Source organism: Streptomyces sp. NPDC002690 (assembly GCF_053592415.1).
Genome location: NZ_JBSFVR010000077.1, coordinates 1 through 25,978 on the forward strand (window position 1 = coordinate 1; position 25,978 = coordinate 25,978).

Here is a 25,978-nt window from a genome sequence, read left to right on the forward strand (position 1 = left end):
TGTACCGCACCGGTGACCTCGTTCGCTGGACCGGTGACGGGCACATCGCCTACGTCGCCCGCGCGGACGGACAGGTGAAGCTGCGCGGCTACCGCATCGAACTCGGCGAGATCGAATCCGTCCTGGCCCGCTGCGAGGGAGTCGCCGACTCCTTCGCCGTCGTCCGCGAGGACACCCCGGGCGACCGGCGCCTCGTCGCCTACGTGGTGCCCGTCGCCGGTACGCGCCCCGAGCCCGACGACCTCGCCCGCTCGATGGGCCGGTCCCTGCCCGCGTACATGGTGCCCTCCGCGTTCGTGCCGCTCGACGCGCTGCCGCTGACCGTCAACGGCAAGGTGGACCGGCGGGCTCTGCCCGCACCCGTGCAGGGGGACCCGGACCGGAAGGGCGCGAGCCGCACGGCCCGTACCGCCCTCACCGTCCGTACCGCCCGCGAGGAGATCCTCCGCGGTCTCTTCGCCGACGTCCTCGGACTCGACGGGACCCACGTCGGCGGTGACGGCGACTTCTTCGCCCTCGGCGGACACTCCCTGCTCGCCACCCGCCTCGCCGCCCGCATCCGCACCGCGCTCGGCGTGGAGGTTCCCGTCAAGGCGCTCTTCGAGCACTCCACTCCGGCCGCCCTCGCCGCCGTGCTGGACGGCGCCGAGGCAGCCAGAAGACCCCTGGAGAGAACCGGGGAACGTCCCGATCCGCTGCCGCTCTCCTTCGCGCAGCAGCGCCTCTGGTTCCTCGGCCGGCTGGAGGGGCCCAGCGCGACCTACAACGTGCCGCTGGTGCTCCGCCTGGACGGCCCGCTCGACGCGCGGGCCCTGGAGCGCGCCCTCGCGGACGTGGTCGAGCGCCACGAGAGCCTGCGCACCGTTTTCCCCGACACCGACGGTGTCGCCAGGCAACTGGTGCTCGACGCCGCCAGGGCCGACCTCGACCTGACGCCCCGCGACACCGACCCCGCCGACCTCGGCGACACACTCACCGCCGAGGTGGCGCACGCCTTCGACGTGAGCACCGAACTCCCGGTACGGGCCCGGCTCGTGAGGCTCGCACCCGAAGCCCACGTCCTGGTGCTGGTCCTGCACCACATCGCCGGGGACGGCTGGTCCCTGGCCCCGCTCGCCCGCGACCTGGGCGAGGCGTACCGGGCACGGGCCAAGGGCGAGGCACCGGGCTGGACCGGACTCGCCGTCCAGTACGCCGACTACACCCTCTGGCAGCGTGCCCTGCTCGGTGAGGAGGACGACCCCTCCAGTCAGGCCGCCCGCCAACTCGCCTTCTGGCGCGGCGCACTCGCCGGCGCCCCCGACCTGCTCGAACTGCCCTACGACCGGCCGCGACCCGCTGTGCCGGCCCACTGCGGCGACGCGCATCCCTTCACGGTCGGTGCCGACACCCACCGGGCGCTCGCCGGCCTGGCCCGGACCCGGGGCAGCAGCCTCTTCATGGTCCTCCAGGCCGCCCTGTCGGTCCTGCTCTCCCGCCACGGAGCCGGTGCGGACATCCCGTTGGGCACCGCGGTCGCCGGGCGCACCGACGAGGCGCTCGACGACCTGGTCGGCTTCTTCGTCAACACCCTGGTGCTGCGCGCCGACCTGAGCGGCGACCCCACGTTCGGCGAAGTCGTCGACCGGGTAAGGGACTTCGACCTGGCGGCCTACGCCCACCAGGACCTGCCGTTCGAGCGGCTGGTGGATGCCCTCAGCCCCGTCCGCGCCCAGAACCACCATCCGCTCTTCCAGACCATGCTCGTCCTCCAGAACCAGGGCGACGCAACGATCGGGCTGCCCGGACTGACGGTGACACAGCAGCCCGTGCACACCGGGATCAGCAAGTTCGACCTGACCTTCACCTTCACGGAGACGTACGACGACTCGGGGCGGCCCGCCGGTCTCGGGGGCGTCCTGGAGTTCTCCACCGAACTCTTCGTCCCCGCCACCGCGCACACCCTGGCCGCCCGCCTCACCCGCCTGCTCGCCACGCTCGCCGCAGACCCCGGCCTGCGCGTCCACACCGTTGAGGTGCTGGACCCGGACGAGCGACGGAGCCTGGACCGCGTCGCGTACGGCCCGGCCCGGCCCGGGCCCGCCCGTACCGCGCCCGAGGCGTTCCGCGCACAGGCCGCCCGCACCCCCGGGGCGCGGGCCGTACGCGACGGCGGCGACGGCCTGACCTTCGCCGAACTCGACGTCCTGTCCGACGACTTGGCGCACCACCTGTACGACCGGGGTATCGGCCGCGGTGACCTTGTCGCACTGGCCCTGGAAGGCACCGCGGACCAGGTCCTCGCGATGCTGGCGGTCACCAAGGCCGGCGCCGCCTATCTGCCGGTCGACCTGGAGTACCCCGAGGCGCGCATCGCCCACATGCTCGACGACGCCCGCCCGGCGCTGCTCCTCACCCACACCGGCCGCGCCGAACACCTCGGCCTCACCCTGCCCGGCCTGGCACTGGACGACCGGACCGCCTGGTCCACCGGGCGCGCCACGCCGCCCGCCCCGGCGCCCGACCCGCGCGACGCGGCGTACGTCATCTACACCTCGGGCTCGACCGGTACCCCGAAGGGCGTGGTGGTCACCCACGCCTCCCTCACCAACCACATGGCGTGGATGGCGGACCACCTCGGCCTCAGCCGCGACGACCGGGTCCTCGCCCGCACCTCGCCGAGCTTCGACGCCTCGGTCTGGGAGACCTGGCTGCCGCTGCTGCACGGCGGCTCGACCTGTCCCGTGCCGCCCGCCCTCAACCACGACCCCGCCGGGCTGCTGGCCAGGATGCGCGCCGAAGGCGTGACCCTCGCCCAGTTCGTGCCTTCGCACCTCGCGGTCGTCCTCACCGAGACGGCTCCCGGTACCGCACCCGAAACGCTGCGGGCCGTCCTGTGCGGCGGCGAACCACTGCCCCGGGCGCTGGCGGAACGCGTCGCACGGGACTGGCGGACAGAGGTGCACAACCTCTACGGGCCGACCGAGGCCACCATCGACGCCACCGCCCACCACCACCGGACCGCCGAAGCCGGCGCACCGGCGGGGGACGTGAGCGTGCCGCTCGGACACCCCGTCGACAACACCCGCGCCTACGTCCTCGACGCGGGTCTGCGGCCCGTGCCGCCCGGCGTCACAGGCGAACTGCACCTCGCGGGCGACGGACTCGCCCGCGGCTATCTGGGCCGCCCCGGCCTGACCGCCGTACGGTTCGTCGCCGACCCGTACGGACCCGCCGGGAGCCGGATGTACCGCACCGGCGACCTCGTCCGGCGGGACGCCGACGGCCTGCTCACCCATGTCGGGCGCGCCGACGACCAGGTGAAGGTGAACGGATTCCGCATCGAGCCCGGGGAGGTCGAGGCCGCTCTCACCGCACTCGACGGCGTGGCCACCGCCTGCGTCCTGGTCCGCGAGGACCGGCCCGGTGAGCGGCGCCTGGTCGCCTACACCGTCGCAGGGCCGCGCGACGGCGCCCCGGCACCCGCGGAGCGCGAACTGCGCGCCCGCCTCGCCGGGACCCTGCCGCCGTACATGGTGCCCGCGGTCTTCGTGACGCTGGACGCGCTGCCGCTGCTGCCCAACGGCAAGACCGACCGGCGGGCCCTGCCCGCACCGGCCCGGCCCGGTGCCGTACGCCCGGGCGGACGGCCGCGCACCACCAAGGAACAGGCGCTCTGCGAGGTGTTCGCCTCCGTCCTGCGCGTCCCCTCCGTCCGCACCGACGACGACTTCTTCGCCCTCGGCGGCGACAGCATCCTCTCCATCCAGCTCGTCAGCCGGGTCCGCGAGGCCGGCCTGCGGGTCACCCCGCGTGACGTCTTCGTCCACCGCACGCCCGAGGCCATCGCCGCCGCTGCCACCTCGCTCGACGGGCACGCCGCGCTCGACGGGCACGCCGCGCCCGGCCGGGGCACCGCCGGACCGGCCGGAGGAGGGACCGGCACCATGCCGGCGACCCCCATCGTCGCCTGGTTCCTGGAGCGTCCCGGAACCACGGACGGCTACAACCAGTCAGCAGCGCTGCGCACGCCGCCGGGAGCCGCCCCCGAGACCCTGACCGCCGCCCTCCAACTCCTTTTCGACCACCACGACATGCTCCGCCTCCGGGTGGTGGCGGCGGCCGGCGGCGAGCCCGTCCTCGAAGCGCTGCCCCGGGGCTCCGTCCCCGCCGTCGACCGGTTCACCCGGATCGACGTCGCGGGCCTCGACGCCGACGCGGTCCGGGCCGCCGTGACCGAGGGCGGTGAGGAGGCCCGCCTGCGGCTCAGCCCCTTCGACGGGAACGTCGTGGAGGCCGTCTGGTGCGACGCGGGGCCCCGGGCGCGCGGTCGGCTGCTCCTCGTCGTCCACCACCTGGCCGTCGACGCCGTCTCCTGGCGCATTCTTGCCGACGACCTGGCCACCGCCTGGCGGATCGTCACCGAAGGCCCCGGGCGGCACGCGACCCTCCCCGCGACCACCTCCTACCGGCAGTGGGCGCACCTCCTCGCCGCCCGGGCGGGCGACCCCACCCGCGAGGCCGAACTCCCGCTCTGGGAAACGGTGTCCGTCGCCCCCGACCCGCGACTGGGACACCGCCCGCTCGACCCCGGCCGGGACACCGCCGGCCGGACCCGCACCCTCGTCACCCGGCTGCCCGCCACCTGGACCCGGCCCCTCCTCACCACCGTCCCCGCCGCCTTCCACGCCGGAGTGGACGACGTGCTGCTCACCGGTCTCGCCCTCGCGGTGAACGCCCGGCGCGCGGAGGGGGCTTTCGGCGGGACGGCCGGCCCCGGTGGAACCGGCGTTCTCGTCGATCTGGAGGGCCACGGCCGGGAACAGCTCGACGAGAGCCTCGACCTGTCCCGTACCGTCGGCTGGTTCACCAGCCTGTACCCGGTCCGGCTGGACCCCGGCCCGCTCGACCCCCGCGCTCCCGGACGCTTCGACGCGGCCCTGGCCGGACGCGCCCTCAAGCGCGTCAAGGAACAGCTGCGGGCCGTCCCCGACCACGGAGTCGGCTACGGGATGCTGCGCCGGCTCAACGCGACGACCCGCCCCCGGCTGGCCGCCGCACCCGACCCTCAGATCGGCTTCAACTACCTCGGGAGATACGCGGGTCCGAAGGACGCGGGGGAGACGGGCGGAGCCGACTGGGAGGTGCTGCTCGACGGCGGCGGACCCCGGGCCCAGGACCCCGGCATGCCCGTCCACCACGTGCTCGACATCAACGCGCACACCGAGGACGGGCCGGACGGCCCGAGCCTGGTGACCCGCTGGACCTGGCCCGCCGAACTCCTCCCGGAGGAGGACGTGGAAGCCCTGTCCGAGGCCTTCGCCCGCGCCCTGCGCGTGCTCGCCGAACACGCCGAACGGCCCGACGCGGGCGGCTGGACGCCGTCCGACCTCCCCCTGGTCTCCCTGGACCAGGCCCAGATCGACCGACTGCAGAACAAGTGGGGTGGACGCAAGTGACCGGGTTCCAGCTGGAGGACGTTCTGCCGCTGACGCCGTTGCAGGCAGGCATGCTCTTCCACGCGCTGTACGACTCCACCGCCGTGGACGTCTACACCGCGCAGTTCGTCTTCGACATCGAAGGCACCCCCGACGTCCCCGTGCTGCGCGCCGCCGTCGGCGGCCTGCTGCGACGGCACGCCAACCTGCGGGTCGGCTTCCTCCACGAGGACCTGGACGAGCCCGTGCAGGCCGTCGCCGCCGAGGTGCCCGTACCGCTGGAGGAGCTGGACCTGACCGGCCCGGACGGTCCTGCGGCGACGGAGGAACGCCTCGCCGCGTTCCTCGCCGCCGACCGCACCCGGCGCTTCGACCTCGCCGCCCCGCCCCTGATGCGCTTCACGCTGATCCGCACCGCGTCCCGCGCTCACCGGCTCGTCATGACGGCCCATCACATTCTGCTCGACGGATGGTCGATGCCGCTGCTGGTGCGCGAACTCTTCGAGCTGTACGCGACCGGGGGCGACGACTCCGCCCTGCCCCGGGTCGCCCCGTACCGCACCTATCTCGCGTGGCTGGCCCAGCAGGACCGCGCGGAGGCCCTGGACACCTGGCGCACCGCGCTGGCCGGGATCGAGGCGCCCACCCTGCTCGCCGGAGCCCGGCGCGGCGGCGCACCGGCCCCGGGAGAGCCCGCCCCGGGCGGGTCCCCGAGCGCGGGCGGCCTGCCCGAGATGCTCGTCCTCGACCTGGACGAGGCCACCACCACCCGGCTGCGGGAGACGGCCCGGGCCCACCGGCTCACCCTCAACACCCTGGTGCAGGGCGCCTGGGGGCTCCTGCTCACCCGGCTCACCGGCCGCCCCGACGTCGTGTTCGGCACCACCGTCTCCGGCCGTCCGCCGGAGATCCCCGGGGTGGAGTCGATGGTCGGGCTGTTCATCAACACCGTGCCGGTACGGCTGCGACCGGCGGCCGACGACACCCTGGCCACGCTCCTGACCCGGCTCCAGGACGAGCAGGCGCGGCTCCTGGGCGCCCAGTTCGTGGGGCTGACCGAGATCCGCGAGGTCACCGGACCGGACGAACTCTTCGACACCCTCACGGTGTTCGAGAACTACCCGCTGGACGCCGAGGCGTTGCGCACCGCCCAGCAGGGGCTGCCCGGCATCGCCGTCACCGGCTTCAGCGGCACGGACGCCGCCCACTACCCGCTCACCCTCACCATCGCCCCCGGCGACACCCTGCGGATCACCTTCGCCCACCGGGCCGCCGTCCTGGGCCACGAGGAGGTGGCCCGCACGGCGGCCCGTATGCGCCGGCTGCTGACGGTGATGGCCCAGGGGCTCGACACGCGTGCCGACGCCGTACCCGTTCTCCTGGACGGCGAACACGAGGCGCTGGTGACCCAGGGCCGGGGCGCCCAACTCCCGCCCGAGGCAACGGTGATGGGTGTGCCGGAAACCTTCGCGCACATCGCCGCCCGGCAGCCGGACGCGGTCGCCGTCACCGGTGCCGGCGAGAAGCTGACCTACGGCCGGCTCCTTCGGCTCTCGGACCGACTGGCCGGAGCGCTCACGGGACTCGGAGTCCGGGCGGAGAGCGGTGTCGGCATCTTCCTGGGCCGCTCGGCCGCCCTGGTCACCGCCTCGCTCGCGGCCCTGCGCGCCGGCGCCGCCTACGTGCCCCTCGACCCGCGCTGGCCCGCCGAACGCCTCGCCCGGGTCGCGGAGGTGGCAGCCCCACGCGTCCTCGTCGTCGACGAGACCACCCGTGCGCATCCCTGGGTCCGGCAACTCCCGCCCGGCACACCGGTGGTGACCGTCGACCCGGCCGGCCGGGTGCTGCACGGGGGCCCCGCCGTTCCCGGCGAACTGCCTTCCGGCGGTGGCGGGTCCGGTGCCCGCCTCGCCTACGTGATGTTCACCTCCGGCTCCACCGGACTTCCCAAGGGCGTCGGCGTCACCCACGCCGACATCACCGCCCTCGCGGCCGACCGGACCTGGGGCGACGGAGCCACCGACGCGGTGCTCCTGCACTCGGCCTACGCGTTCGACGCCTCCACCTTCGAGATGTGGGTCCCCCTCCTCAACGGGGGCCGTGTGGTCCTCGCCCCCGAGGGAACCCTCCAGCCCGCCGCGATCCGTGACGCGGTGGCCCGCCACGGGGTGACGGCGGCGTTCCTGACGACCGCCCTGTTCAACGTCGTCGCCGAGACCGACCCCGGCGCCCTCGGCACGCTGCGGCTCGCCGCCGCCGGTGGCGAGGCCGCCGCCCCCGGCGTCCTCCAGCGGCTCGCCGCCGGTCATCCCGGCACCGCCGTCCTCAACGCCTACGGACCGACCGAGGCCACTACCTTCGCCACCCTGCACCGTGTCCGCCCCGGCGACGCGCCCGACGGGGTGCCCCCGATCGGCCGGCCGCTCGACGGCATGAGCGCCCACGTCCTGGACGCGGCCCTGCGCCCCGTACTTCCGGGTGCAGAAGGGGAGTTGTACCTCGCGGGCGCCGGCGTCGCGCGCGGCTACCTCGGCCGCCCCGGACTCACCGCCACCCGCTTCGTCGCCGACCCCTTCGCCGGGGGCGGCGCGCGCATGTACCGTACCGGCGACCTCGTGCGCCGCGACCCGGACGGCGCCCTGCACCACCTGGCGCGGGCGGACCAGCAGATCAAACTGCGCGGCCACCGCATCGAACCCGCCGAGATCGAGGCGGTGCTCCGCGCCGACCCGACCGTACGCGCCGCCTGCGTCCTGGTCCGCGAGGACCTGCCCGGCGACCGCACCCTCACCGCCTACGTCGTCCCCGCGCCCGGCAGCACCCCGGACCCCGGGACGCTGGCCGCGCACGTCGGCCGCCACCTGCCCGCGTACATGGTGCCCGCCGCCATCACGCTCCTCGACGCCCTGCCGCTCACCCCCAACGGCAAGCTCGACCGACAGGCCCTGCCCGCGCCCGCCCGGCGGACCGGACCGGCCGGAAGACCCCCGCGCGGTGCCCACGAGGAGATCCTCGCAGGGCTCTTCGCCGACGTGCTGGGCGTGGACCGCGTCGCCGCCGACGACAACTTCTTCTCCCTCGGCGGCCATTCGCTGCTCGCCACCCGACTCGTGGGCCGCGTCCGATCCGCCCTGGACACCGAGGCGGACATCCGCACCCTCTTCGAGAACCCCACTGTCGCCACGCTCGCCACCGCCCTGGAACACGCAGCCCGCCCAGCCCGCCCCGCCCTCGTCCCGCAGGAACGCCCCGCCATCCTCCCGCTCTCCTACGCCCAGCAGCGCCTGTGGTTCCTGCACAAACTCGAAGGCCCCTCCGCCACCTACAACATCCCCTTCGCCGTACGCCTCGAAGGCCCGCTCCACACCGAAGCCCTGCGCCGGGCGCTGCGCGACGTCGTCACCCGGCACGCCTCCCTGCGCACCGTCTTCCCGGAGCGCGACGGCGGACCGTGCCAGCACATCACCGCACCCGAGGACGTGCGGCTCCCGCTCGTCGTCGAGGCTGCCGACGAGGAAAAACTCGCCGACCGTGTCCGCGCCGCCGCGACCGAGCCGATCGACGTCGAACGCCGCCTCCCGGTCCGGGCGACCCTGCTGCGCCTCGCCGACGAGGCGCACGTCCTGATCCTGGTGATCCACCACATCGCGGCCGACGGATCGTCCCTGGCACCCTTCGCCCGCGACCTCGCCGCCGCCTACCGCGCGCGCCTGGACGGCCAGGCCCCGGCCTGGACCGAACTCCGCGTGGACTACGCGGACCACGCCCTGTGGCAGCGCCGCCTGCTCAGTGGCGGCCCCGACAGCCTGCTGAACCGTCAACTGTCCCACTGGCGAGACGCGTTGGCAGGGCTCCCGGAGATCGTCGAGCTGCCCCGGGACCGTCCGCGACCGCCCGTCTCGCTGCACACCGGCGCCACCCACGCCTTCGTCCTGGACCGCGCCACCGCCGGACGGATCAACGGCCTGGCCCGTGCCACCGGCAGCACCGTGTTCATGGTGCTCCAGGCCGCCCTGTCCCTCGTGCTCTCCCGCCACGGCGCCGGGGACGACATCCCGCTCGGCACGGCGGTCGCCGGCCGCACCGACGAAGCGGCCACCGACCTCGTCGGCTTCTTCGTCAACACCCTGGTGCTGCGCACGGACCTCTCGGGCGATCCGACGTTCCTCGAACTCCTCGCCCGTGTGAAGGAGTTCGACCTCTCGGCGCACGCGCACCAGGACGTGCCCTTCGAGCGGCTGGTCGAACTCCTCAACCCCGCCCGCTCGCAGAACCACCACCCGCTCTTCCAGACCATGCTCGTCCTCCAGAACCACACCGCCGCCGCCCCCGTCGAACTCCCCGGACTCACCGTCACGGCCGTGCCCGTCGACACGGCCGTGAGCAAGTTCGACCTCTCCTTCACCTTCACCGAGACCCGCGACGCCGGCGGAGCGCCCGACGGCATGCGGGCCACCGTCGACTACGCCACCGAACTCTTCGACGCCACCACCGTGCGGGCCCTCACCGAACGACTCACCCTGCTGCTCGACGCGGTCACCACCGACCCGTCCCGCCCGCTGCACACGTACGAGGTGCTCACCGCCGCCGAGCGCACCCGCCTGACGACCTGGGGCACCGGTCCGGCGGACGACCTGCCCGGCACCACCGTCCCCTCGCTCTACGAGGAGTGGGCCCGGCGCACCCCGGACGCGCCCGCCGTCCGCGACGCCCGTACCACCCTCACGTACGCCGCCCTCGACGCCCGCGCCGACGCGCTCGCCCGCCGGCTCACCGCCCTCGGCGTCGGCCCCGAGGACCGGGTGGCGGTCGCCCTGCCCCGCACCCATGACCTCCTCGTCTCCCTCCTCGGCGTCCTGAAGGCCGGAGCCGCGTACGTACCGCTCGACCCCGACTACCCCGCCGACCGGCTCTCCTACATGCTCGAAGACGCCCGCCCGTGCCTGCTCCTGACCACCCCCGCGATCCACCGCCGGCTCCCCGGGGCCCCAGTGCCCCACCTGTACGCCACGGACCCCGGCGACCCCGGCGACGGCGCCGCCACGCCCCGGCGCCCGCTGCCGGAGCACCCCGCGTACGTCATCTACACCTCCGGCTCCACCGGGCGGCCCAAGGGGGTCGTGGTCACCCACCGGGGCGCCGGCGCCATGGCCAGGTCCCAGCGGGAACGGCTGCGTGTCACCCCGGACAGCAGGGTGCTGCACATGGCGTCCGTCAGCTTCGACGCCGCGTTCTGGGAACTCTGCATGGCGCTGCTCTCCGGGGCCTGCCTGGAGATCGACGAACGCGACGCTCTGCTGCCCGGCCCCACCCTCGCCGCCACCGTCCGCGAACGGGGCGCCACCCACCTCACCCTGCCGCCCGCCGCGCTCGCGGTGATGCCGGCCGGCTCGCTGCCCGCAGGGACCACCGTGGTCCTCGCCGGCGAGGCGTGCACCCCGGCCCTGGTACGGGAGTGGGCGGCCGGCCGCCACCTCGTCAACGCCTACGGCCCGACCGAGACCACCGTCTGCGCGACCATGAGCGCCGCCCAGCACCCGGACGGACCACTCGCCCCCGACCGTACGGTGCCCATCGGCGTACCCGTCGACGGCACCCGGGTACACGTCCTGGACGACCGGCTGGCCCCCGTGCCGGCCGGCGTCGTCGGCGAGCTGTACGTCTCCGGGGCGGGAGTCGCCCGCGGCTACCACGGCAGGCCCGGCCTCACCGCGAGCCGCTTCGTGGCCGACCCTGCCGACCGCACGGGAGGCCGGATGTACCGGACCGGCGACCTGGTCCGCTGGACCGGTGGCGACGGCGCACCCGGTGAACTCGTCTACGTCTCCCGGGTGGACGACCAGGTCAAGCTGCGCGGCTTCCGCATCGAACTCGGCGAGATCGAGGCCGTGCTCACGGCCCTGCCCGGCGTGGCGGCGGCCTGCGCCGTCGTCCGTGAGGACCGGCCGGGCGACCGGCGCCTCGTCGCGTACACCGTGCCGGCGGACGGCGCGGCGGGGCCCGGCCCGTCCGAACTCCGCGCCCACCTGGCCGCCGCCCTGCCCGGCCACATGCTTCCCGCCGCCTACGTGACTCTCGACGCGCTGCCCCTCACTCCCAACGGCAAGACCGACCGGCGGGCCCTGCCCGAGCCCGACCGGACCGCACCGACCGGTGGACGCGCCCCGCGCACCGACCGGGAGAAGGCCCTCTGCGAGGCGTTCGCCGAGACCCTCGGCGTGGCTCAGGTCGGCGTCACCGACGACTTCTTCGCCCTCGGCGGCCACTCACTCCTCGCCGTGAACCTCGCCCAGCGGATCGAGGAGCGCTGCGGCCAACGCCCCACCCTGCGAACCCTGTTCGCAGCGCCCACCGTCGAGGCGCTGGACCGCCTCCTGGCAGGCGGCACGGGCAAGGGGGACCCCGCGCGGGGTGTCGCCGAAGTGGACCTCGCCGCGGAAGTACGGCTGGCCCCGGACATCACCGGCACCGGCCGGAACGCCCCGCCGCCCGCACCCGCCCGACGCCCGGCCCGGCCGTCCGCCCGCCCGCTGCTGACCGGCGCCTCCGGGTTCCTCGGCGCCTTCCTCCTGCGCGACCTCATCGAGACCACCGACGGCCCCGTCGACTGCCTGGTACGCGCCGAGGACGCGTCCCGGGCAGCCCACCGGCTGCGCGCCAACCTGGAGCACTACGGCCTCTGGCACCCCCGGTACGCCGAACTGATCCACGCCGTCCCCGGCGACCTCGGTGCCCCGGGGCTCGGCCTGACGCCCGAGGACCGGGCCGCCCTGGTACGCCGTCTCGGACCCGTCCTGCACAACGGCGCACACGTCAACTTCGCCACCCCGTACGGAGATCTGCGCGCCGCCAACGTCGCCGGCACCGAGGAGCTGCTGCGCCTGCTCGCCGACTCCGCCTCATCCGGCATGCACTACGTCTCGACCACCGGCGTCTACGCCCCAGTCTCGGGCCCCGCTCCCGTCATCCTCACGGAGACGAGCCCGACGGGTCCGTCCGCCGGACTGCCGGACGGCTACGCGCAGAGCAAATGGGTCGCCGAAGGGCTCGTCGGCCTCGCCCGGGAGCGCGGACTTCCGGTGACCGTCCACCGCCCCGGCCGCATCAGCGGCGACACCACCACCGGCGCCTGCCAGGACCGGGACCTGCTCTGGCAGTTGATCAAGGGGTGCCTGCAGGCGGAGGCGGTACCGGACCTGCCGCACGGCTCGACCGACTGGGTGCCCGTGGACCACGTCAGCGCGGCGGTGGTGGCGCTCGTCCTCGACGGCCGTCCGGGCGGCGGGACCTACCACCACACCAACCCGGACGCGCCCGGCCTGGACCGCGTCTTCGAGGCCGCCGGCCGCCTCGGCCACGAGGTGCGCACCCTCCCCGCCGACCAGTGGCGGACCCGCGTCGCGGCCCAGCCCGACAACGCGGCACAGCTGTTCCTCGGCGGCAGCGGCGGCGACGGCGAGGGGTCCGGCGGAGGGGCGACGGACCATCGCCGCTTCGACTCCGGCCGGACCGCCGGGGCGGTCGCCGCCCTCGGCGTCCACCTGCCGCCGCTCACCGACGACGTGCTGGACCGCTACCTCACGTACTTCCAGGGCACGGGGTTCCTGCCGTCACCGCGTCAGGTGACTGCTGCTCCCTGACGGAGCGCGGGGACGGGGTGCGATGTCACTCCCCGTCCCCGGAGCCGGCCGAACCGCGGGGGGTGTGGCCGCCTCCCGCCGGTGGCGGCGAAAAGCCGTCGCCCCGCTGGGGTTGCGCCGCGCAAGCTGTCCCGCATGACCGACCTCGACACCCTTCTGCCGCCCACTGACCTCGCCGCCGCCATGGAGGCGGGCCACGTCAGCCGGAAAACCCACCCGACCCTGCCGCTGTCGATCTACACCTACACGCGGGAGTGCCAGTACGGGCACGTGTGGACGCCGGTCACCATGCGCTGCCGGGGCCTGATCGCCGACGACGTCTCCGGCGCGGTGGTCGCCCTGCCGTTCCCGAAGATCTTCCTGACGGCCATGCACGGAGCGCACGACTTCGCCCCTCCGCTGCCCGCCGAGCCGTTCGAGATATTCGAGAAGACGGACGGCTCGCTGATCATCGTCTTCCACTACGACGGCCGCTGGCACGCCGCGTCGAAGGGAAGCTTCGTCTCCGGGCAGGCCCAGTGGGCCCAGGCGGTCCTCGACGCCGCCGACCTGTCCGGCCTCGACCCCGAACTCACCTACCTCGCCGAGGCGGTCTACCCCGCCAATCGGGTCGTCGTCGACTACGGGCGGCGCGAAGACCTCGTCCTCCTCGCCGTCTACCGGCCGTCCGACTGCGCGGAGGTGCCGCTGGCCGCCGTCGCCCCGGGCTGGAAACCGATCGGCACGGTCGTCCGGTCCTGGGGTCTGCGGGACGGCCTGGTGGAGCTGGAGCGGCTGGCCGCCACGAGTACCACCCTGGACGGAGCGAGGGCCGACGGTACGGACGAGGAGGGGTACGTCATCCGCTACGCCTCCGGAGCCCGGGCGAAGATCAAACTGTCCGCCTACCTGGACCTGCACAGACTGTTCACCGGCACGAACGAACGGACCGTCTGGGACGTGCTGGCGTCCGGTCAGGACCCGGCAGTCCTGTTCGACGAGGTGCCCGACGAGTTCGCCGACTGGACCCGCGCCGTCGCGGCCTCCCTGCACGAGCGCCACGACCGGCTCGTGCAGCGGGCGAGAGAGGAGTACGGCCGGGTCGTGGCGGCCCTCCCCGCCGACGCCGACCGCAAGGCCTTCGCCCTGGAAGCGGCCGGGAGCGCGCACCGGGGCGTCCTGTTCCTCCTCCACGACCGCCGCGACGAGGCGGTCGGCGCCTGGGCATGGAGGGAGATCAAGCCGCGCGGCGACAGGCCGTTCCGGAACGCCGAGGACTGACACCGACGGCGACGTGCCTTCCCGGGCGTCGGGCCGTACGGGCCGACGCCCGGCCCGCCCCGAAAGAGCACGCCACCGTCCTCATCCTCTTCCGGATCAGCCGTTGTTGATGCGTACCACTCCGGTGATGGTCCCCTGGTAGACCACGCCGCCCGGGGCGATGGAGCCCACCATCTGGAGGGAGTCGAAGAGCGAACCGGTACCGACGGACTTGGTGCGGACCGTCTTGCCGGTCTCCGGGTCGATCTCCGCGTAGGCGAAGTTGTCCAGGATGGACGTGCTGTTGGTGCCCGGGATGAGCGGACTGCGGACGATGGTGTGGATGAGGCCGTCGGCGGTGGACAGCCGGGGCACGGCCGAGGAGCGGATGTTGGTGTCCCACTTCAGGTCGCAGCCGGAGCCGTCCGCGCGTACGTCGACCCGGCTGAAGCCGCCCGTGAAGTCGGCGGAGGCGGGGACGCTGGTGCCGGCGTTGTCCGGGAGGGCGGGGTAGGGGTAGCCGTAGGTGCTGGCGACGAAGACCGAGTTGCCCACCGCGACGGGAGAGTTCTCGCTGCCGCTGCCGGACTTGAGAACCGGGACCGAGCAGACCTGGGCGCCGGTGTCCGTCCGGTACACGAGGAGGTTCTCGGTGGGGGAGGCGTTGTCGACGATGGTGACGTAGTCGGTGCCGGTGCGCGGCCCGAAGAAGGTCGGGGTCGAACCGGTGCCCCAGCTCAGCTGACCGGGCTTGCGGGCGGGCCCGCGGTCGTAGGCCTGCCGCCAGGTGATGGCGGGCGTGCCGTCCGCGGCGGCGGTCAGCAGGTATGTGGCGTGGCTGGTCGCGATCGCCGTGCCGTCCGGTGCCGTCGAGATCGAGTTGTCGATGCGCTCCCCGGCGGGCAGGGTCAGGGAACGGACGGTGCCGGTGGTGTCGTCGGCGGTGCCGACCACGCCACCACCGGTGGCGAACCAGACCCGGCCCTGCCAGTCCGGCGACACCCCGGTGACGGCGTCGCCCTCCGGCACGGCCCCGGCCAGCGAGAGCGAACTCGCCACGTAAAGCTCCCAGTTGCCTGAAGAATTTCGGCGGTGGCCGATGCGGAGCAGGGTGCGGTTCCCGTCGACCGCGACGAGCCGGTCCTGGTTGTCGAGGTAGGCGTACACCCCGCCCAGCAGCGAGCCCTTGGCGATGGTGAGCGTCGTCAGCGACGCGCCGGACGCCGGATCGAGCAGATGCACGGTGGGCACCTGGCCGAAGATCGGCGTGCAGAGGGCCACCGGGTAGCCGTCCGACCCGACCAGGATCGTGGGGCAGGCGGACTGCAGGGCGACCCGCTTCGAGGTCAGCGAACCCGTGCCCGGCCCGGGAAGCGGCGTGGCGTCGGACGAGCCGGTGTCGCCGTGCATGGTGGCGGTGCCCTGGGGGCCGCTGTACGGGTTGTGCGGGGGCAGCGGACCGAACGTCGTCGCGGCCTGGGCCGGGAACGCCGCCGCCAGGGTGAAGAGGGTGGCGGCGCCCAGCACGGCGGCACGCGGGAACAGGGACGGACGAGGCACGGCGGAGTCCATTCGGGAGAGGACGGCGGGGGCAGCCGATTTCGACGGACGGCAGCCGGGAGCAGCGGACATCCGTGAGAAATCGGGAGATGTCGAAAGAGGAAGGCAGGGTTCGACCGCCGACGACGTCAGGGATGACGGAGCGAGCCGGTGGTGGTCACTGCCAGGAGGCCGACAGTCCGGGGCCGCAGTGCGGCGGGACGCCGGTGAGGAGAACCCGGGGTGCGGGAGGAGCGCCGAGAAGCGGCGGAACGTCCCGTCGCGGCCGGACCGGTGGGATCAGCGACAGAGCGCGCTGGACTGCCTGCACTGGTCCACGTGGCGACGGGCCACGAGCAGGGCGGGTGCGTACCCGAGTTCCCCAAGGGTTGTCATGGTCACGAACCTTGGCAGTCGTGCCGCGCCCGGGCAATGGGCGGTCCACATGATGGACGGACGAACCTGCTGGGTACGGCAGTTCTCGCCCGAAAGCCGATGCCCGGCAGGGTGGGGCCCTGCCGGGCATCGGGTCGTAGCGGTAATCGGGCCGGACGGGTCAGGCGAGGGTGCAGGCCGTGCCGCTGAGGTCGAAGGCGGCCGGTGAGGCGTTCGTGGCCCCCCGTGTGCCGATGAACCCGAGGGTGACCGAGGAGTTGACGGCGATGGCGGAGGTGTACGCGGCCGGGGTCACGCTCACCGCGCTCCCGCTCTGGGCGGCGGTCCCGCCCCACATGTTGTTGATGGTCTGGCCGTTGGCGAAGGAGAAGCCGAGCTTCCAGTTGTTGACGGCGGCGGTGCCCGTGTTCCGCAGGGTGATCTCCCCCTGGAAGCCGTTGCCCCAGTCGCCGACCACGCGGTACGCGACGGAGCAGGCGGCCCCGGTGGATCCGCCGCCGGTGGCGGTCGTCAGGCTCACCGCGGCCGAGCGGGCCGAACGGTTTCCGGCCGCGTCGCGTGCGTACACCGCGAAGGAGTAAGCGGTGCCCGCGGTGAGGGAGTTCACCGTGACGCCGGGGGTGGTGGACGACGCGACCGAGGTCTCGGTGGTGCCGTTGACACGCACGACGTCGTATCCCGCCACGCCCACGTTGTCGGTCGAGGCTGCCCAGCTCAAGGTGGCCGAGGTCGCGGTCACGGCCGAGGCGGTCGGGGTGCCGGGAGCGGTCGGGGCCTGGGTGTCGGCCGTCGTCCCGCCGAAGACCGTGGCCTCCTTGGAGGTCTGCGCGATGCCGTTGGCGCCGTGGAAGATGCGCTCGCCCCAGGAGCTGAGCCGGGTCGGGTCGAAGTCGATGACCAGGTCCAGGATCGGGTCCGTGTTGCCGCTCCAGGACCAGGCCAGGTAGCCGAGCTTCAGCTGCTCGGCGGTGGCCATCATGGTGTCCTCGTCCGGGTCCCCGTACTGGTCCGCCGGGCCTCCGAACTCGCCGATGAGGATGGGCAGCCCGGCGTTCACGAAGGCGTTCAGGTAGTCGGTGACGGCCTGGGCGGTGTTGTAGACGCTGTACATGTGGATCGAGAAGATCAGGTTGCCGGTGGTGTCGGCGTTGTACACCGCCTGGGCGTTGGCGCGCATGACGCCCTGCCAGTCCTGGCCCCAGTTGGGGGCGTCCACCATGATCGTGTGCTGGAAGCCGGCGGCGCGCAGCTTCTGCACGGCGCTGATGGTGGGAGCGGTCCACCCGGCCGGGTTGGTGTTGCCCCAGGGCTCGTTGCCGATGTTGATGATGACGTAGCTCTCCTGGCCGGCCAGGACGTCCTTCAGGCTGATCCAGTAGTCGGCCGCGTGGTCGAGGGTGCCCGCGGCGGAGTCCTCGCCGTAGCCGGTGGTGTCGTGCACCTCCAGTACGCAGATCAGCCGGTTGGCCTTGCACTGGGTGATGATCCCGGCGACCTCGGTGGGGCTGTTCTTCGTCCACCGGTAACCGTCGGAGAGCACCACGCGGACGCTGTTGGCGCCCGTCGCCTTGATGTCGGACAGCGACTGGGTCTCGCCCGGGTACCAGGTGTGCGCGTGGTTGACCCCGCGCATCACGAAGTCCTTGCCGTTGCCTTCGAGGAGGCGCCCGTTGCTGATGTGGAGACCGGTCGTGGCGGCTGCCGTCGAACTGGTCTGTGCCAAGGCGGTCGCCGGGGCCAGGGCACCGACGAGGAGGATCCCGAGGAGAGCCGTCAGGGCTCTCCGGAGGAGGGTGGCGGGGTGTGTTCGTGCCGTGCTTCTCGCTGTTCTCACTGCGGCTCCAGAGGGTGGGCGCGTCGAGCATCGGGCGTTATGGGAGCGCTCCCACAAATGGGAGCGCTCCCATAAAGCCATTCTGTCGGGGTCACGTCAAGACATCGCGCAGGGTCGGGGTGATCCGAAGGCGATCCCGTTCAGCGGGCCGGCACGGCCGACGGTGCGAGGCCGGAGGTGATCGCCCCCGGGGCCGGACGGGGTGAGTCCGGTATGCCCGCCCCAGGCGGCTCCAGTCCGACCAGCAGGGAACGGACCGCCTCCACCGCGTGCATGACCATCGCGGGGTCGGCGCCCGGCCGGGCGTGCGCGCTCATCCGGATCGCGGGTGCCTGCGGGAGGCCGGCGTACTCCACCAGGCCGTCCGGGCCCCGGCCCGCGGTGGCCAGCAGGGCCACCCCGAGTCCGGCGCGCGCGGCGTCCAGTACCCCCGCGAGGTAGCCGGCGTCGCAGACGACCGAAGTGGCGATGGAGTGCGCGGAGAGTACGTCCAGCGCCCTGCGGCGGATCGCGCACGGCGCCGCCACCGCGACCAGAGGGAGGGGGGCCGGGCCTGGCGGCGGCGACCAGCCCGGTGCGGCGTACCAGGTCAGGGGCATTCCTCCGACCTGCATGCCCTCCGTCGACGCCGCCTCGGTCACGTACACCGCCAGGTCCACGGACCTGCGGTCGACAGCCTCCACCAGTCGTGCGGAACGGTCGATGCGGAACCGGACCCGGCAGTGCGGGAGCGTTCCGTGGACGGCCTCGGTGATCCGGGGGAGGATCTGGTCCGCTCCGTGCTCGGTGGAGCCGATGACGATGGTGGCGGGCTCGGAGCCGAGCAACCTGCGCGCGGCCTCGTCGTGGACACCGAGTATCCGGCGCGCCTCTTCGAGGAGGAGGGTTCCGGCGTCGGTGAACCGGGTCGCCCGGCCCACCCGTTCGACCACTGGGCTGCCCAACGCCCGCTCCAGGCGGCGGACATGCTGACTCACTGCGGACTGACTGAGCGTGAGCGCCTCGGCGGCCCGGTGGAATCCGCCGCGGTCCGCGACGGCGACGAGACTGCGTAGAGCGACGATGTCGAAGACTGGCCCCATACGTGCACGCTAGCATCAATCAATAAGCATTCACGATCACTTGTGATCGTTCCTCCTTGTTGAAGGTGCGCGGACGGTTCGCCATCCTGACCACATGTCGCACACCACGGCCGGACCGTGAACACGGCCACCCAGTCCGTCGAGCAGGCCTCCGCGGGAGCCCGGTTACTCGGACTGCTCGCCCGGGACCTGCCTCCCGACCGGCTCACCAGCGATCCCCTGTGCACCGCCCCGTACGCCACGGACCGCTCCGGAGCCCCCCGTCACGGTGAACCGCTCGCCGTCGTGCACGCCCTGCGCACCGACGACGTGTGCACGGTTCTGCGCCACGCCGACGCACTGGGCGTCCCGGTCGTGCCGCGCGGCGCGGGCACGGGACTCTCCGGAGGGGCGACGGCCGGTGACGGCAGTCTGGTGCTCGACCTGTCGCGGATGAACCGGATCGTCGAACTCGCTCCGGACGACCAACTCGCCGTCGTGGAACCGGGCGTCGTCACCGCCGACCTCGACCGGGCCGCCGCCGCACACGGCCTGCGGTACGCTCCCGACCCGGCGAGCGCCGCCCTCTCCACGATCGGCGGGAACATCGCGACCAACGCCGGCGGACTGCGCTGCGCCAAGTACGGCGTCACCCGGGACAGCGTGCTGGGCCTGGAAGCCGTACTCGCGGACGGTACGGTCGTCCGGACCGGCCGGCGCACGGTCAAGGGAGTGGCCGGGTACGACCTGACGGCCCTGCTGACCGGCTCCGAGGGCACGCTCGCCGTCATCACGGGGGCCACCGTGCGCCTGCGGCCGGTACCCGTCGGGACGGCCACCCTGGCAGCCTGGTTCGACACCTTCGCCCAGGCGGCCGACGCCGCGACCGCGATCACCGCGGCCGGGATCGAGCCCGCGATGGCCGAACTGCTGGACGGGCCCGTGCTCGACGCGATCGACGCGGCCGAAGGCACCTCGCTGCGCGACCGGGGCGCGGCCCTTCTCATCGTCCAGTGCGACGGGGCCGGGGCACAGGCCGAGTCCGAGCGGGTCGTCGGGGTCCTGGCGAGGCGCGCCACCTCGCTCTCCGTCGCCGCCGACGACGCCGAGGCGGACGCCCTGCTGGCGGCCCGCAGGCTGGCCCTGCCCGCTCTCGAACGCCGGGGGCGCCCGCTGATCGAGGACATCGCCGTCCCCCGCTCCCGCCTGGCGGAGGCGGTACGAGGCATCGCGGAGATCTCCGCCCGGCGAGGGGTGCCCGTCTTCACCCTGGCCCACGCGGCGGACGGCAACCTGCACCCCATCATCGTGGTCGACCCGGCCTTGTCCGAACTCCCCGAGGCGGCCTGGGAGGCGGCGGGCGACATCTTCGCCCTCGCGCTCCGGCTGGGCGGCACACTCACCGGCGAACACGGCGTCGGGACCCTCAAAAGGCAGTGGATCGCGGAGGAGCTGGGCGCCGAAAACCATGCTCTGCAACGACGCGTCAAGGCCGCCTTCGACCCGCACGGCATCCTGAACCCGGGGAAGGCGGTGTGATCGGAAGGCCGGGCAGGTTGAGGAGCGGGCCCCGTGCGGGCCGCGGCGAGGGCCGGGGCGCTCTTGGTGGAAGGGCTCGGACCGGCGGCGCCGTTTGACCTTGACACGGTGACAAGGTCTTCACTGCCTCCCGAGGAGGTGGTCCGATGACCACGACGAGACAGGGCACGGACGCGACACGGGCACTCCAGGCGCTGGCGGACAGCAGTCCGACCGTACGGCTGAGGGCAGCCCTGGCGGTCGGGACGACGCCCGACCCCTGCTTCGTGGACAAGCTCGTGGAGCGGTGCGCGATCGAGCCGGAGTTCTTCGTCCGGGACATGCTGACCTGGGCGCTGGTACGCCACCCGGTGTCCCTGACACTCCCCGAGCTGCTCCGGGAGGCCCGTTCGGAGCGTCCTCAGGCGCGAAGCCAGGCGTTGCACACGCTGTCCAAGATCGGTGACCGGCGGGCATGGGCGGCGATCACACCGGCGCTGCTGGCGGACGCCGACGACGAGGTGGCCAGGAGCGCCTGGCGGGCCGCGGTCGTGCTCGTCCCCCAGGGGGAGGAGCACGACCTGGCCGCCGCGCTGGCGAAGCAACTCGCGCGCGGAGACAGAGGGACGCAGCTGAGTCTCAGCCAGGCTCTGGTCGCGCTGGGCGAGGCGGCCGGGTCCGCTCTGCACGCCGCCACGAAGTCCCCGGACCCCCAAGTCCGTTCCCACGCGCTCGCCACGGAACACCTGCTGCGAGAACCGGACACCGGATTCGAGGCGGCGATCGAGGAGGCCAGGCGCGTCGTGGCCCTCACCGGGGCCCCCGGGGCGGACGATGAGCACCGTGCTGATCGGTGAGGTGTCGAGACGGTCCGGGGTCAGTGCCCGCATGCTCCGGCACTACGAATCGCTGGGACTGGTGCGGCCTTCGGGCCGTACGGGTTCCGGCTACCGGGAGTACTCCGCGCAGGACATCCGGCGGGTCTTCCACATCGAGAGCCTGCGATCGCTGGGCCTGTCGCTGCGGGAGATCGGGCGAGCGCTCGACGATCCCGGGTTCGCGCCCTCCGCGCTCGTGGACGACCTCGTCCGCCGTACGGGCGAACGCATCGCGGCCGAGACCGAGTTGCTCACCCGGCTGCGCCGGATCGACGCCGCGGATCCGGCCGACTGGGAGAGCGTTCTCCATGTCGTCTCGCTCCTCGGGGCGCTGAGGTCCGAGAGCGCCGATGCCCGCCAGCGCGCGGCCCTCTCTTCGGTGGACAGGGTTCCGGTACCGGTGGAGGCCCTGGTCGAGGCGGTACTGGGCGAGACGGACCCGGTGGTCGCCGGCGCCCTGCGATGGGCGGTGGCGCGGTCGGGCGACGGCGGCCGGGAACTGCTGGCGGAAGGCCTCGGCTCACCGGAGGCCGTGGTGCGGAAGCGGGCCGTCCAGTCCCTCGCCGAGTTGCCCGGCGCCGAGGCGACCGACCACCTGCGCGAGGCCCTCACGAGTCCGGACGAGGTGGTACGCCGGTACGCGGCTCTGGCGCTCGGGACACGCGGTGTGGCCGAAGCGGTCCCGACGCTCATCGGCATGATCGCGGAGGGTGCCAACGACACCGACGCGGCCGACGCGCTGAGTGAGCTGGCGAGCGACGCCGCGACGGCCGACCGGATCGCGGCGGGGCTCGTCGACCACCTCGCCCGGTCCACCGCCGGAGCGGCCGCACGTGGCCGGCTGACCCAGGCACTGGCGGGCATCCCGGGGGCAGTGGCGTCGCGTGCTCTCGCGGAGCTGTCGCACGACGAGGACCGGGCCGTCTCGCTGACCGCCGCCTATCTGCTCCGGCTCCGCGACACCCGGTGAAGTCCCGCGTCGCCGGACCCAAGTGCGCCGTCGCGAGTCCGGCACGAGGAGAAGTGACGTGCCCCTCAAGCCGGCCTGCACCTCCCGTCGAGGCCCGCCACCTTGCCCGGCAGACGCAGTGCACGGCCGAGGCCGCGGGGAACGACGCGTGTGCGCAGGGCAACGATGGCGTCCACGGGTGTTCCTGCGGGGGCCCGCACCAGCAGCCGCAACTCCTCGTTGACGTGCAGGAATTCCTGGTCCGAAGCCCGGAAGTCCCAGTAGACCGTGGCCGGCAGCCCACTCAGCGGCATGGCACGACTCCGCGGGCGAGGCCCGGAAACGGAACGGACGCCTGATCAGGGCGCGGTGAACAGTGCCGGGAAGCGGGGGCCGAGCCACGGCTTGCGTCCCCGGGCGAACACCTGGCCCCGGGCCATGGCCCGCCACGGGGCGCGCCGACCGAGCGCGATGAGCAGGAAGGCGACGGGGTCGATGAGGATGGTGCAGTCGGGCCGCTCCGGTTGTCCCTCGGTGACGACGACCGCGCCGTCCGCCAGGTCGACACCGAACACCGTGCCGCCGCCCCGCAGCCGCACGCAGTAGCGGGTCGTGCGGCGGGCTACCGCGGCCGGATCGGCGACCCTCGGCATGACCGAGAGCATGAACGGCATGCACAGCCCCACACGGTCGCCGTCGATCATGTGCGGGCGGCGCAGCGCACGGGCGAGGTCGTAACCGTGGCCCAGCATGTGCGTCAGCAGATAGGACGCGAGGACGGCCCGGTTCATGGGGCCCAGAGGTGTGATCAGCGTCGGGTCGTCGGAGGTACCGGCGTCCGTGGCCGTGTCGGTCGCCCCGGACGCGGCCCGGTCCACGGCGGCCCGGTCCACGGCGGCCAGGAACGCGTCGGCCTGTTCCGCGATCATCGCCGCCAGCGGCTGTGATCCGCGCTCCGCGAACGCGGCGAGGGCTCGCGCGTTGGCCGGCGCCAGGCTCTGCGGCGTACCGTCGCCGTACGGGCGTTCGCGTCCGGCCGCCAGGTCCGCCATCAGCTCGTTGGCCATGGCCAGATGGGCTGCCGCCTCGCCGATGGTCCACTCCGATCCGGGCACGGCGGCCGTGGTGCCGGGCGCGTTCCGCAACAGCGTGGCGATGTCGTCGGCGGTCCCGCGTATCGCCTGCCGGAGCGCTTCGGGCAACGGCCCGCCCGTGTCCTGTCGTTCTGTCGCTCGCACGCCGTCCGCTCCCGTCCCGACCGCCACGCCCGTCGCGTGAGGTGCGCGGTACCCAATCAGACTTGGCGACGCGGGACAAGCCTTCGCGGCCGACGGTTTGCCCAGTGGCCCCTCGCGCCCATGCGGCTCTGCTGCTGGTCGGCACCTTCGAGGTCAGAGCTCGGGTGTCCGGACTCGACAGGGTGCTCTCGGTGCCAGTCGCGGCTCAGGCTGCGACTCTCAGCTCTTCGGGCAAAAGTACGCTTCCCTCATGACGCTCTACTTCGACGCGGCGGCGGTCCTGCTCCAGGCGAATCCGAGCTGCAACGGTCGCTGGGAGGACCGCCTGTGGCTCAACGTCCCGGGGCCGGTGTACGGCGCCGAGACGGACAACTGCGCGACCGGCCGACTCGAAGCCCCGCGGCACATCCACTACGGCGGCCAGTACTTCACTGAGTACGTATACCGCCAGCCGCGCACACCGGACGAGGTGAAGGACGTACTCGGTGCCATCGAGGCGGATCCCGTGGGTGGCTATGCCTGGGACGGAGACCAGCGGTGGACGGCGGAGTCGGTCCGGGAGTGGTGGCGGGACCGGGAGCGGATCGTGGATTACTTGCGAGCTCAGGTGCAGGAGTGGGAGCGGTACGACCGGTGGATCCCGAACCAACGAGCAGTGGAGGGTGCCCTGGACTTCGCGGCCTACATCGCCGGTGGTACCGACTCCGGAAGCCTGGAGACGGACCTGCGGATCTACCTCTACTGGCTGCAGGAACGCCGCTCTCCCACCCCGGCCGACCCACTGCCCGAGCTCTAGACGAGTGGATCCGATGTGTGTGATCACGCCTCACGGCTTTGCTCGCCGATACGTAGGGTGGGTGATCTTTGCAGTCCCGTCCCGACCTTGCAGGAGCGACGCCCATGATTCTCGTGTCCGACCCCATCTTCGGTGAGGTGGAACTCACTGGTTCGGCGATAGAACTGGCCCGCTTGGCAGGAGCGGTGGCCGAGGGCGCGGGATTCATCAGCTCCGTGTCCGCGACCGCGCTGGGCGGCGAGGTATTGACGGGGGTCGAAGTCAGGGAGGCTTCCGGGCCTGGGGTGTTGATCCATCTCGACTCCCAGCGTCAGATCCTTGTGATCAGCGGCGATCCCGTCGCCATGGCTCTCTTCGCGGGCAATCTCGATGCCATGGCCACCGCCATGGCTGATGTGGACGGCGGCGGCCACCGCCACATCGACCACTTTCCCGGGCATCCCTACCTCGTTGAGGGGTCTATGCCCTTGGTAGTCGGCATCCCGGGTGAAGGTCCGCCCACTCTTTGAGCGAGACTGCGATCAATGGTCGTAGGCGATCAGTGAGCGGGTGACCGGTGCGCCGATGGCATTGTCGTGCCAGATGCCTGCGGCCATCGCCAGGATGCGTTGGGCGACGCGGATCGCGACGCCCTCGAAGGTTCGCCCGCCGTGCTGTTCAAGGTCGAGCTGCCCCTTGAGGGTGTCGTTGACCGACTCGATCAACTGGCGGACCTTCTTGGGCATCGGTTCGCCGTAGCGCTTCTTCTCGCGCTCGGGTTGGCCAGGGCCCACATGATCGGCATGCCGGTCGGCGTGCAAACCAGGTAGAGGCGCAGGCCCCAGAAGAATCGGGAGTGCGAGGCACAGTAGCCGTAGCCGGCCCAGCCTGCGAGGTTGGACCGCTGGACTGTTGGGCGCGACATGCCGCAGGGCACCGGCGTCGAGTCGGTGATCCAGTGGTTGTCGAACCAGAAGTCGCTGTCCATGGCCGGCTCCCGGATCATGCGCTTCACCAGGGGCAATGCCGTCCGCAGCCGCTTGTTGTAGCCCGCCCGTTGCGGCAGGTACGGGAACATGTCGGACAGATGCTTGTTCGCGTAGCGCAGCCAACGAGCCTCGGAACGTAGCCCAGCAACGCCTGGGCCACGGCCAGGCAGACGAGTTCGGAGTCGCTGAGCAGCGGGGGTCGCCCCATCCACCGCGTTCCTCCGGTCTCGTCGTCGATCTTCACATACAGTGCGGTCAAGAGGGTGTTCAGGTCGGTCGTCACAAACTGATCTTGGACACCCTCATCCCTTTCCCGGGGCGGAACTTCGGAGCTACTCGTCTAAGACGTCGTTTCTTATGGTGCGATCGTTCGTTGAACCGTGCATGACGGATCTGTTTGAGCGGCTCGTGCCCGACGAGTTGTGGGTGCTGTTTCGGCGGGTGGTGCCGCCAACGGAGGTCGTACGTCCGCAAGGTGGCGGCCGACGCCGGGCGGGTGACCGGG

At 72.9% G+C, this 25,978-nt stretch carries 14 protein-coding genes and 1 pseudogene; 8 read left to right on the forward strand and 7 right to left on the reverse strand.

All coding sequences use genetic code 11. The features are described 5' to 3' along the window. The 3 genes from ACWD3D_RS12905 to ACWD3D_RS12915 form a co-directional block, all read left to right on the forward strand. Positions 1 to 5,438, forward strand: a 5,438-nt coding sequence (locus ACWD3D_RS12905; RefSeq protein ID WP_451460940.1) for an amino acid adenylation domain-containing protein, incomplete at its 5' end; no start/stop codon positions are given. Beyond that, complete coding sequence (locus tag ACWD3D_RS12910; RefSeq protein ID WP_451460941.1) at positions 5,435 to 13,057, forward strand: amino acid adenylation domain-containing protein; 7,623 nt, start codon at positions 5,435 to 5,437, stop codon at positions 13,055 to 13,057. The genes ACWD3D_RS12905 and ACWD3D_RS12910, both read left to right, overlap by 4 nt. A 135-nt stretch (positions 13,058 to 13,192) precedes the next feature. Next, complete coding sequence (locus ACWD3D_RS12915) at positions 13,193 to 14,317, forward strand: RNA ligase (RefSeq protein ID WP_451460942.1); 1,125 nt, start codon at positions 13,193 to 13,195, stop codon at positions 14,315 to 14,317. A gap of 96 nt (positions 14,318 to 14,413) precedes the next feature. Here ACWD3D_RS12915 and ACWD3D_RS12920 read toward each other — a convergent pair whose 3' ends face one another. The 4 genes from ACWD3D_RS12920 to ACWD3D_RS12935 form a co-directional block, all read right to left on the reverse strand. Then, positions 14,414 to 15,868 (reverse strand): hypothetical protein, encoded by a 1,455-nt coding sequence (locus tag ACWD3D_RS12920; protein WP_451460943.1) that lies wholly within the window; start codon positions 15,866 to 15,868, stop codon positions 14,414 to 14,416. A 267-nt stretch (positions 15,869 to 16,135) separates the two neighbouring features. Further along, positions 16,136 to 16,231 carry a putative leader peptide gene (locus tag ACWD3D_RS12925; protein ID WP_451460944.1) on the reverse strand — a complete coding sequence of 32 codons (96 nt, stop codon included), beginning with the start codon at positions 16,229 to 16,231 and terminating at the stop codon, positions 16,136 to 16,138. Between the two features lie 160 nt (positions 16,232 to 16,391). Continuing rightward, entirely contained in the window at positions 16,392 to 18,065 is a 1,674-nt protein-coding gene (locus ACWD3D_RS12930) for a cellulase family glycosylhydrolase (RefSeq protein ID WP_451460945.1), read from the reverse strand. A 140-nt stretch (positions 18,066 to 18,205) separates the two neighbouring features. Then, positions 18,206 to 19,147, reverse strand: coding sequence for a LysR family transcriptional regulator (locus ACWD3D_RS12935; protein ID WP_451460946.1), 942 nt, complete (start codon positions 19,145 to 19,147; stop codon positions 18,206 to 18,208). Between the two features lie 117 nt (positions 19,148 to 19,264). Here ACWD3D_RS12935 and ACWD3D_RS12940 point away from each other — a divergent pair, with 117 nt between their 5' ends. From ACWD3D_RS12940 to ACWD3D_RS12950, 3 genes are all read left to right on the forward strand, one after another. Beyond that, the gene (locus ACWD3D_RS12940) at positions 19,265 to 20,665 is read left to right on the forward strand and encodes an FAD-binding oxidoreductase (protein ID WP_451460947.1); all 1,401 of its coding nucleotides are present in this window, start codon (positions 19,265 to 19,267) and stop codon (positions 20,663 to 20,665) included. Between the two features lie 146 nt (positions 20,666 to 20,811). Continuing rightward, positions 20,812 to 21,501 carry a HEAT repeat domain-containing protein gene (locus tag ACWD3D_RS12945; protein ID WP_451460948.1) on the forward strand — a complete coding sequence of 230 codons (690 nt, stop codon included), beginning with the start codon at positions 20,812 to 20,814 and terminating at the stop codon, positions 21,499 to 21,501. Continuing rightward, positions 21,488 to 22,492: a MerR family transcriptional regulator gene (locus tag ACWD3D_RS12950; RefSeq protein WP_451460953.1), complete on the forward strand. Its 1,005-nt coding sequence runs from the start codon at positions 21,488 to 21,490 to the stop codon at positions 22,490 to 22,492. Before ACWD3D_RS12945 ends, ACWD3D_RS12950 begins: the two co-directional genes overlap by 14 nt. Before the next feature lie 65 nt (positions 22,493 to 22,557). Here ACWD3D_RS12950 and ACWD3D_RS12955 read toward each other — a convergent pair whose 3' ends face one another. Both ACWD3D_RS12955 and ACWD3D_RS12960 read right to left on the reverse strand, forming a co-directional pair. Beyond that, positions 22,558 to 22,785 (reverse strand): hypothetical protein, encoded by a 228-nt coding sequence (locus ACWD3D_RS12955; RefSeq protein ID WP_451460949.1) that lies wholly within the window; start codon positions 22,783 to 22,785, stop codon positions 22,558 to 22,560. A 45-nt stretch (positions 22,786 to 22,830) separates the two neighbouring features. After that, positions 22,831 to 23,709 (reverse strand): maleylpyruvate isomerase family mycothiol-dependent enzyme, encoded by an 879-nt coding sequence (locus ACWD3D_RS12960; protein ID WP_451460950.1) that lies wholly within the window; start codon positions 23,707 to 23,709, stop codon positions 22,831 to 22,833. Positions 23,710 to 23,959: 250 nt separating this feature from the next. Here ACWD3D_RS12960 and ACWD3D_RS12965 point away from each other — a divergent pair, with 250 nt between their 5' ends. Both ACWD3D_RS12965 and ACWD3D_RS12970 read left to right on the forward strand, forming a co-directional pair. Next, positions 23,960 to 24,505, forward strand: coding sequence for a ferredoxin (locus ACWD3D_RS12965; RefSeq protein WP_451460951.1), 546 nt, complete (start codon positions 23,960 to 23,962; stop codon positions 24,503 to 24,505). A gap of 104 nt (positions 24,506 to 24,609) precedes the next feature. Further along, entirely contained in the window at positions 24,610 to 25,014 is a 405-nt protein-coding gene (locus ACWD3D_RS12970; protein ID WP_451460952.1) for an Imm32 family immunity protein, read from the forward strand. Between the two features lie 12 nt (positions 25,015 to 25,026). Here ACWD3D_RS12970 and ACWD3D_RS12975 read toward each other — a convergent pair. Beyond that, a pseudogene (locus ACWD3D_RS12975) lies at positions 25,027 to 25,756 on the reverse strand (IS982 family transposase). Positions 25,757 to 25,978: the final 222 nt, after the last annotated feature.

Coding starts and splice junctions, on each gene's coding strand:
- ACWD3D_RS12920 (WP_451460943.1), bottom strand. CDS start 15,868: ATGGACTCCGCCGTGCCTCGTCCGTCCCTGTTCCCGCGTGCCGCCGTG.
- ACWD3D_RS12955 (WP_451460949.1), bottom strand. CDS start 22,785: ATGCCGCTGAGTGGGCTGCCGGCCACGGTCTACTGGGACTTCCGGGCT.
- ACWD3D_RS12945 (WP_451460948.1), top strand. CDS start 20,812: ATGACCACGACGAGACAGGGCACGGACGCGACACGGGCACTCCAGGCG.
- ACWD3D_RS12935 (WP_451460946.1), bottom strand. CDS start 19,147: ATGGGGCCAGTCTTCGACATCGTCGCTCTACGCAGTCTCGTCGCCGTC.
- ACWD3D_RS12970 (WP_451460952.1), top strand. CDS start 24,610: ATGATTCTCGTGTCCGACCCCATCTTCGGTGAGGTGGAACTCACTGGT.
- ACWD3D_RS12925 (WP_451460944.1), bottom strand. CDS start 16,231: ATGACAACCCTTGGGGAACTCGGGTACGCACCCGCCCTGCTCGTGGCC.
- ACWD3D_RS12965 (WP_451460951.1), top strand. CDS start 23,960: ATGACGCTCTACTTCGACGCGGCGGCGGTCCTGCTCCAGGCGAATCCG.
- ACWD3D_RS12915 (WP_451460942.1), top strand. CDS start 13,193: ATGACCGACCTCGACACCCTTCTGCCGCCCACTGACCTCGCCGCCGCC.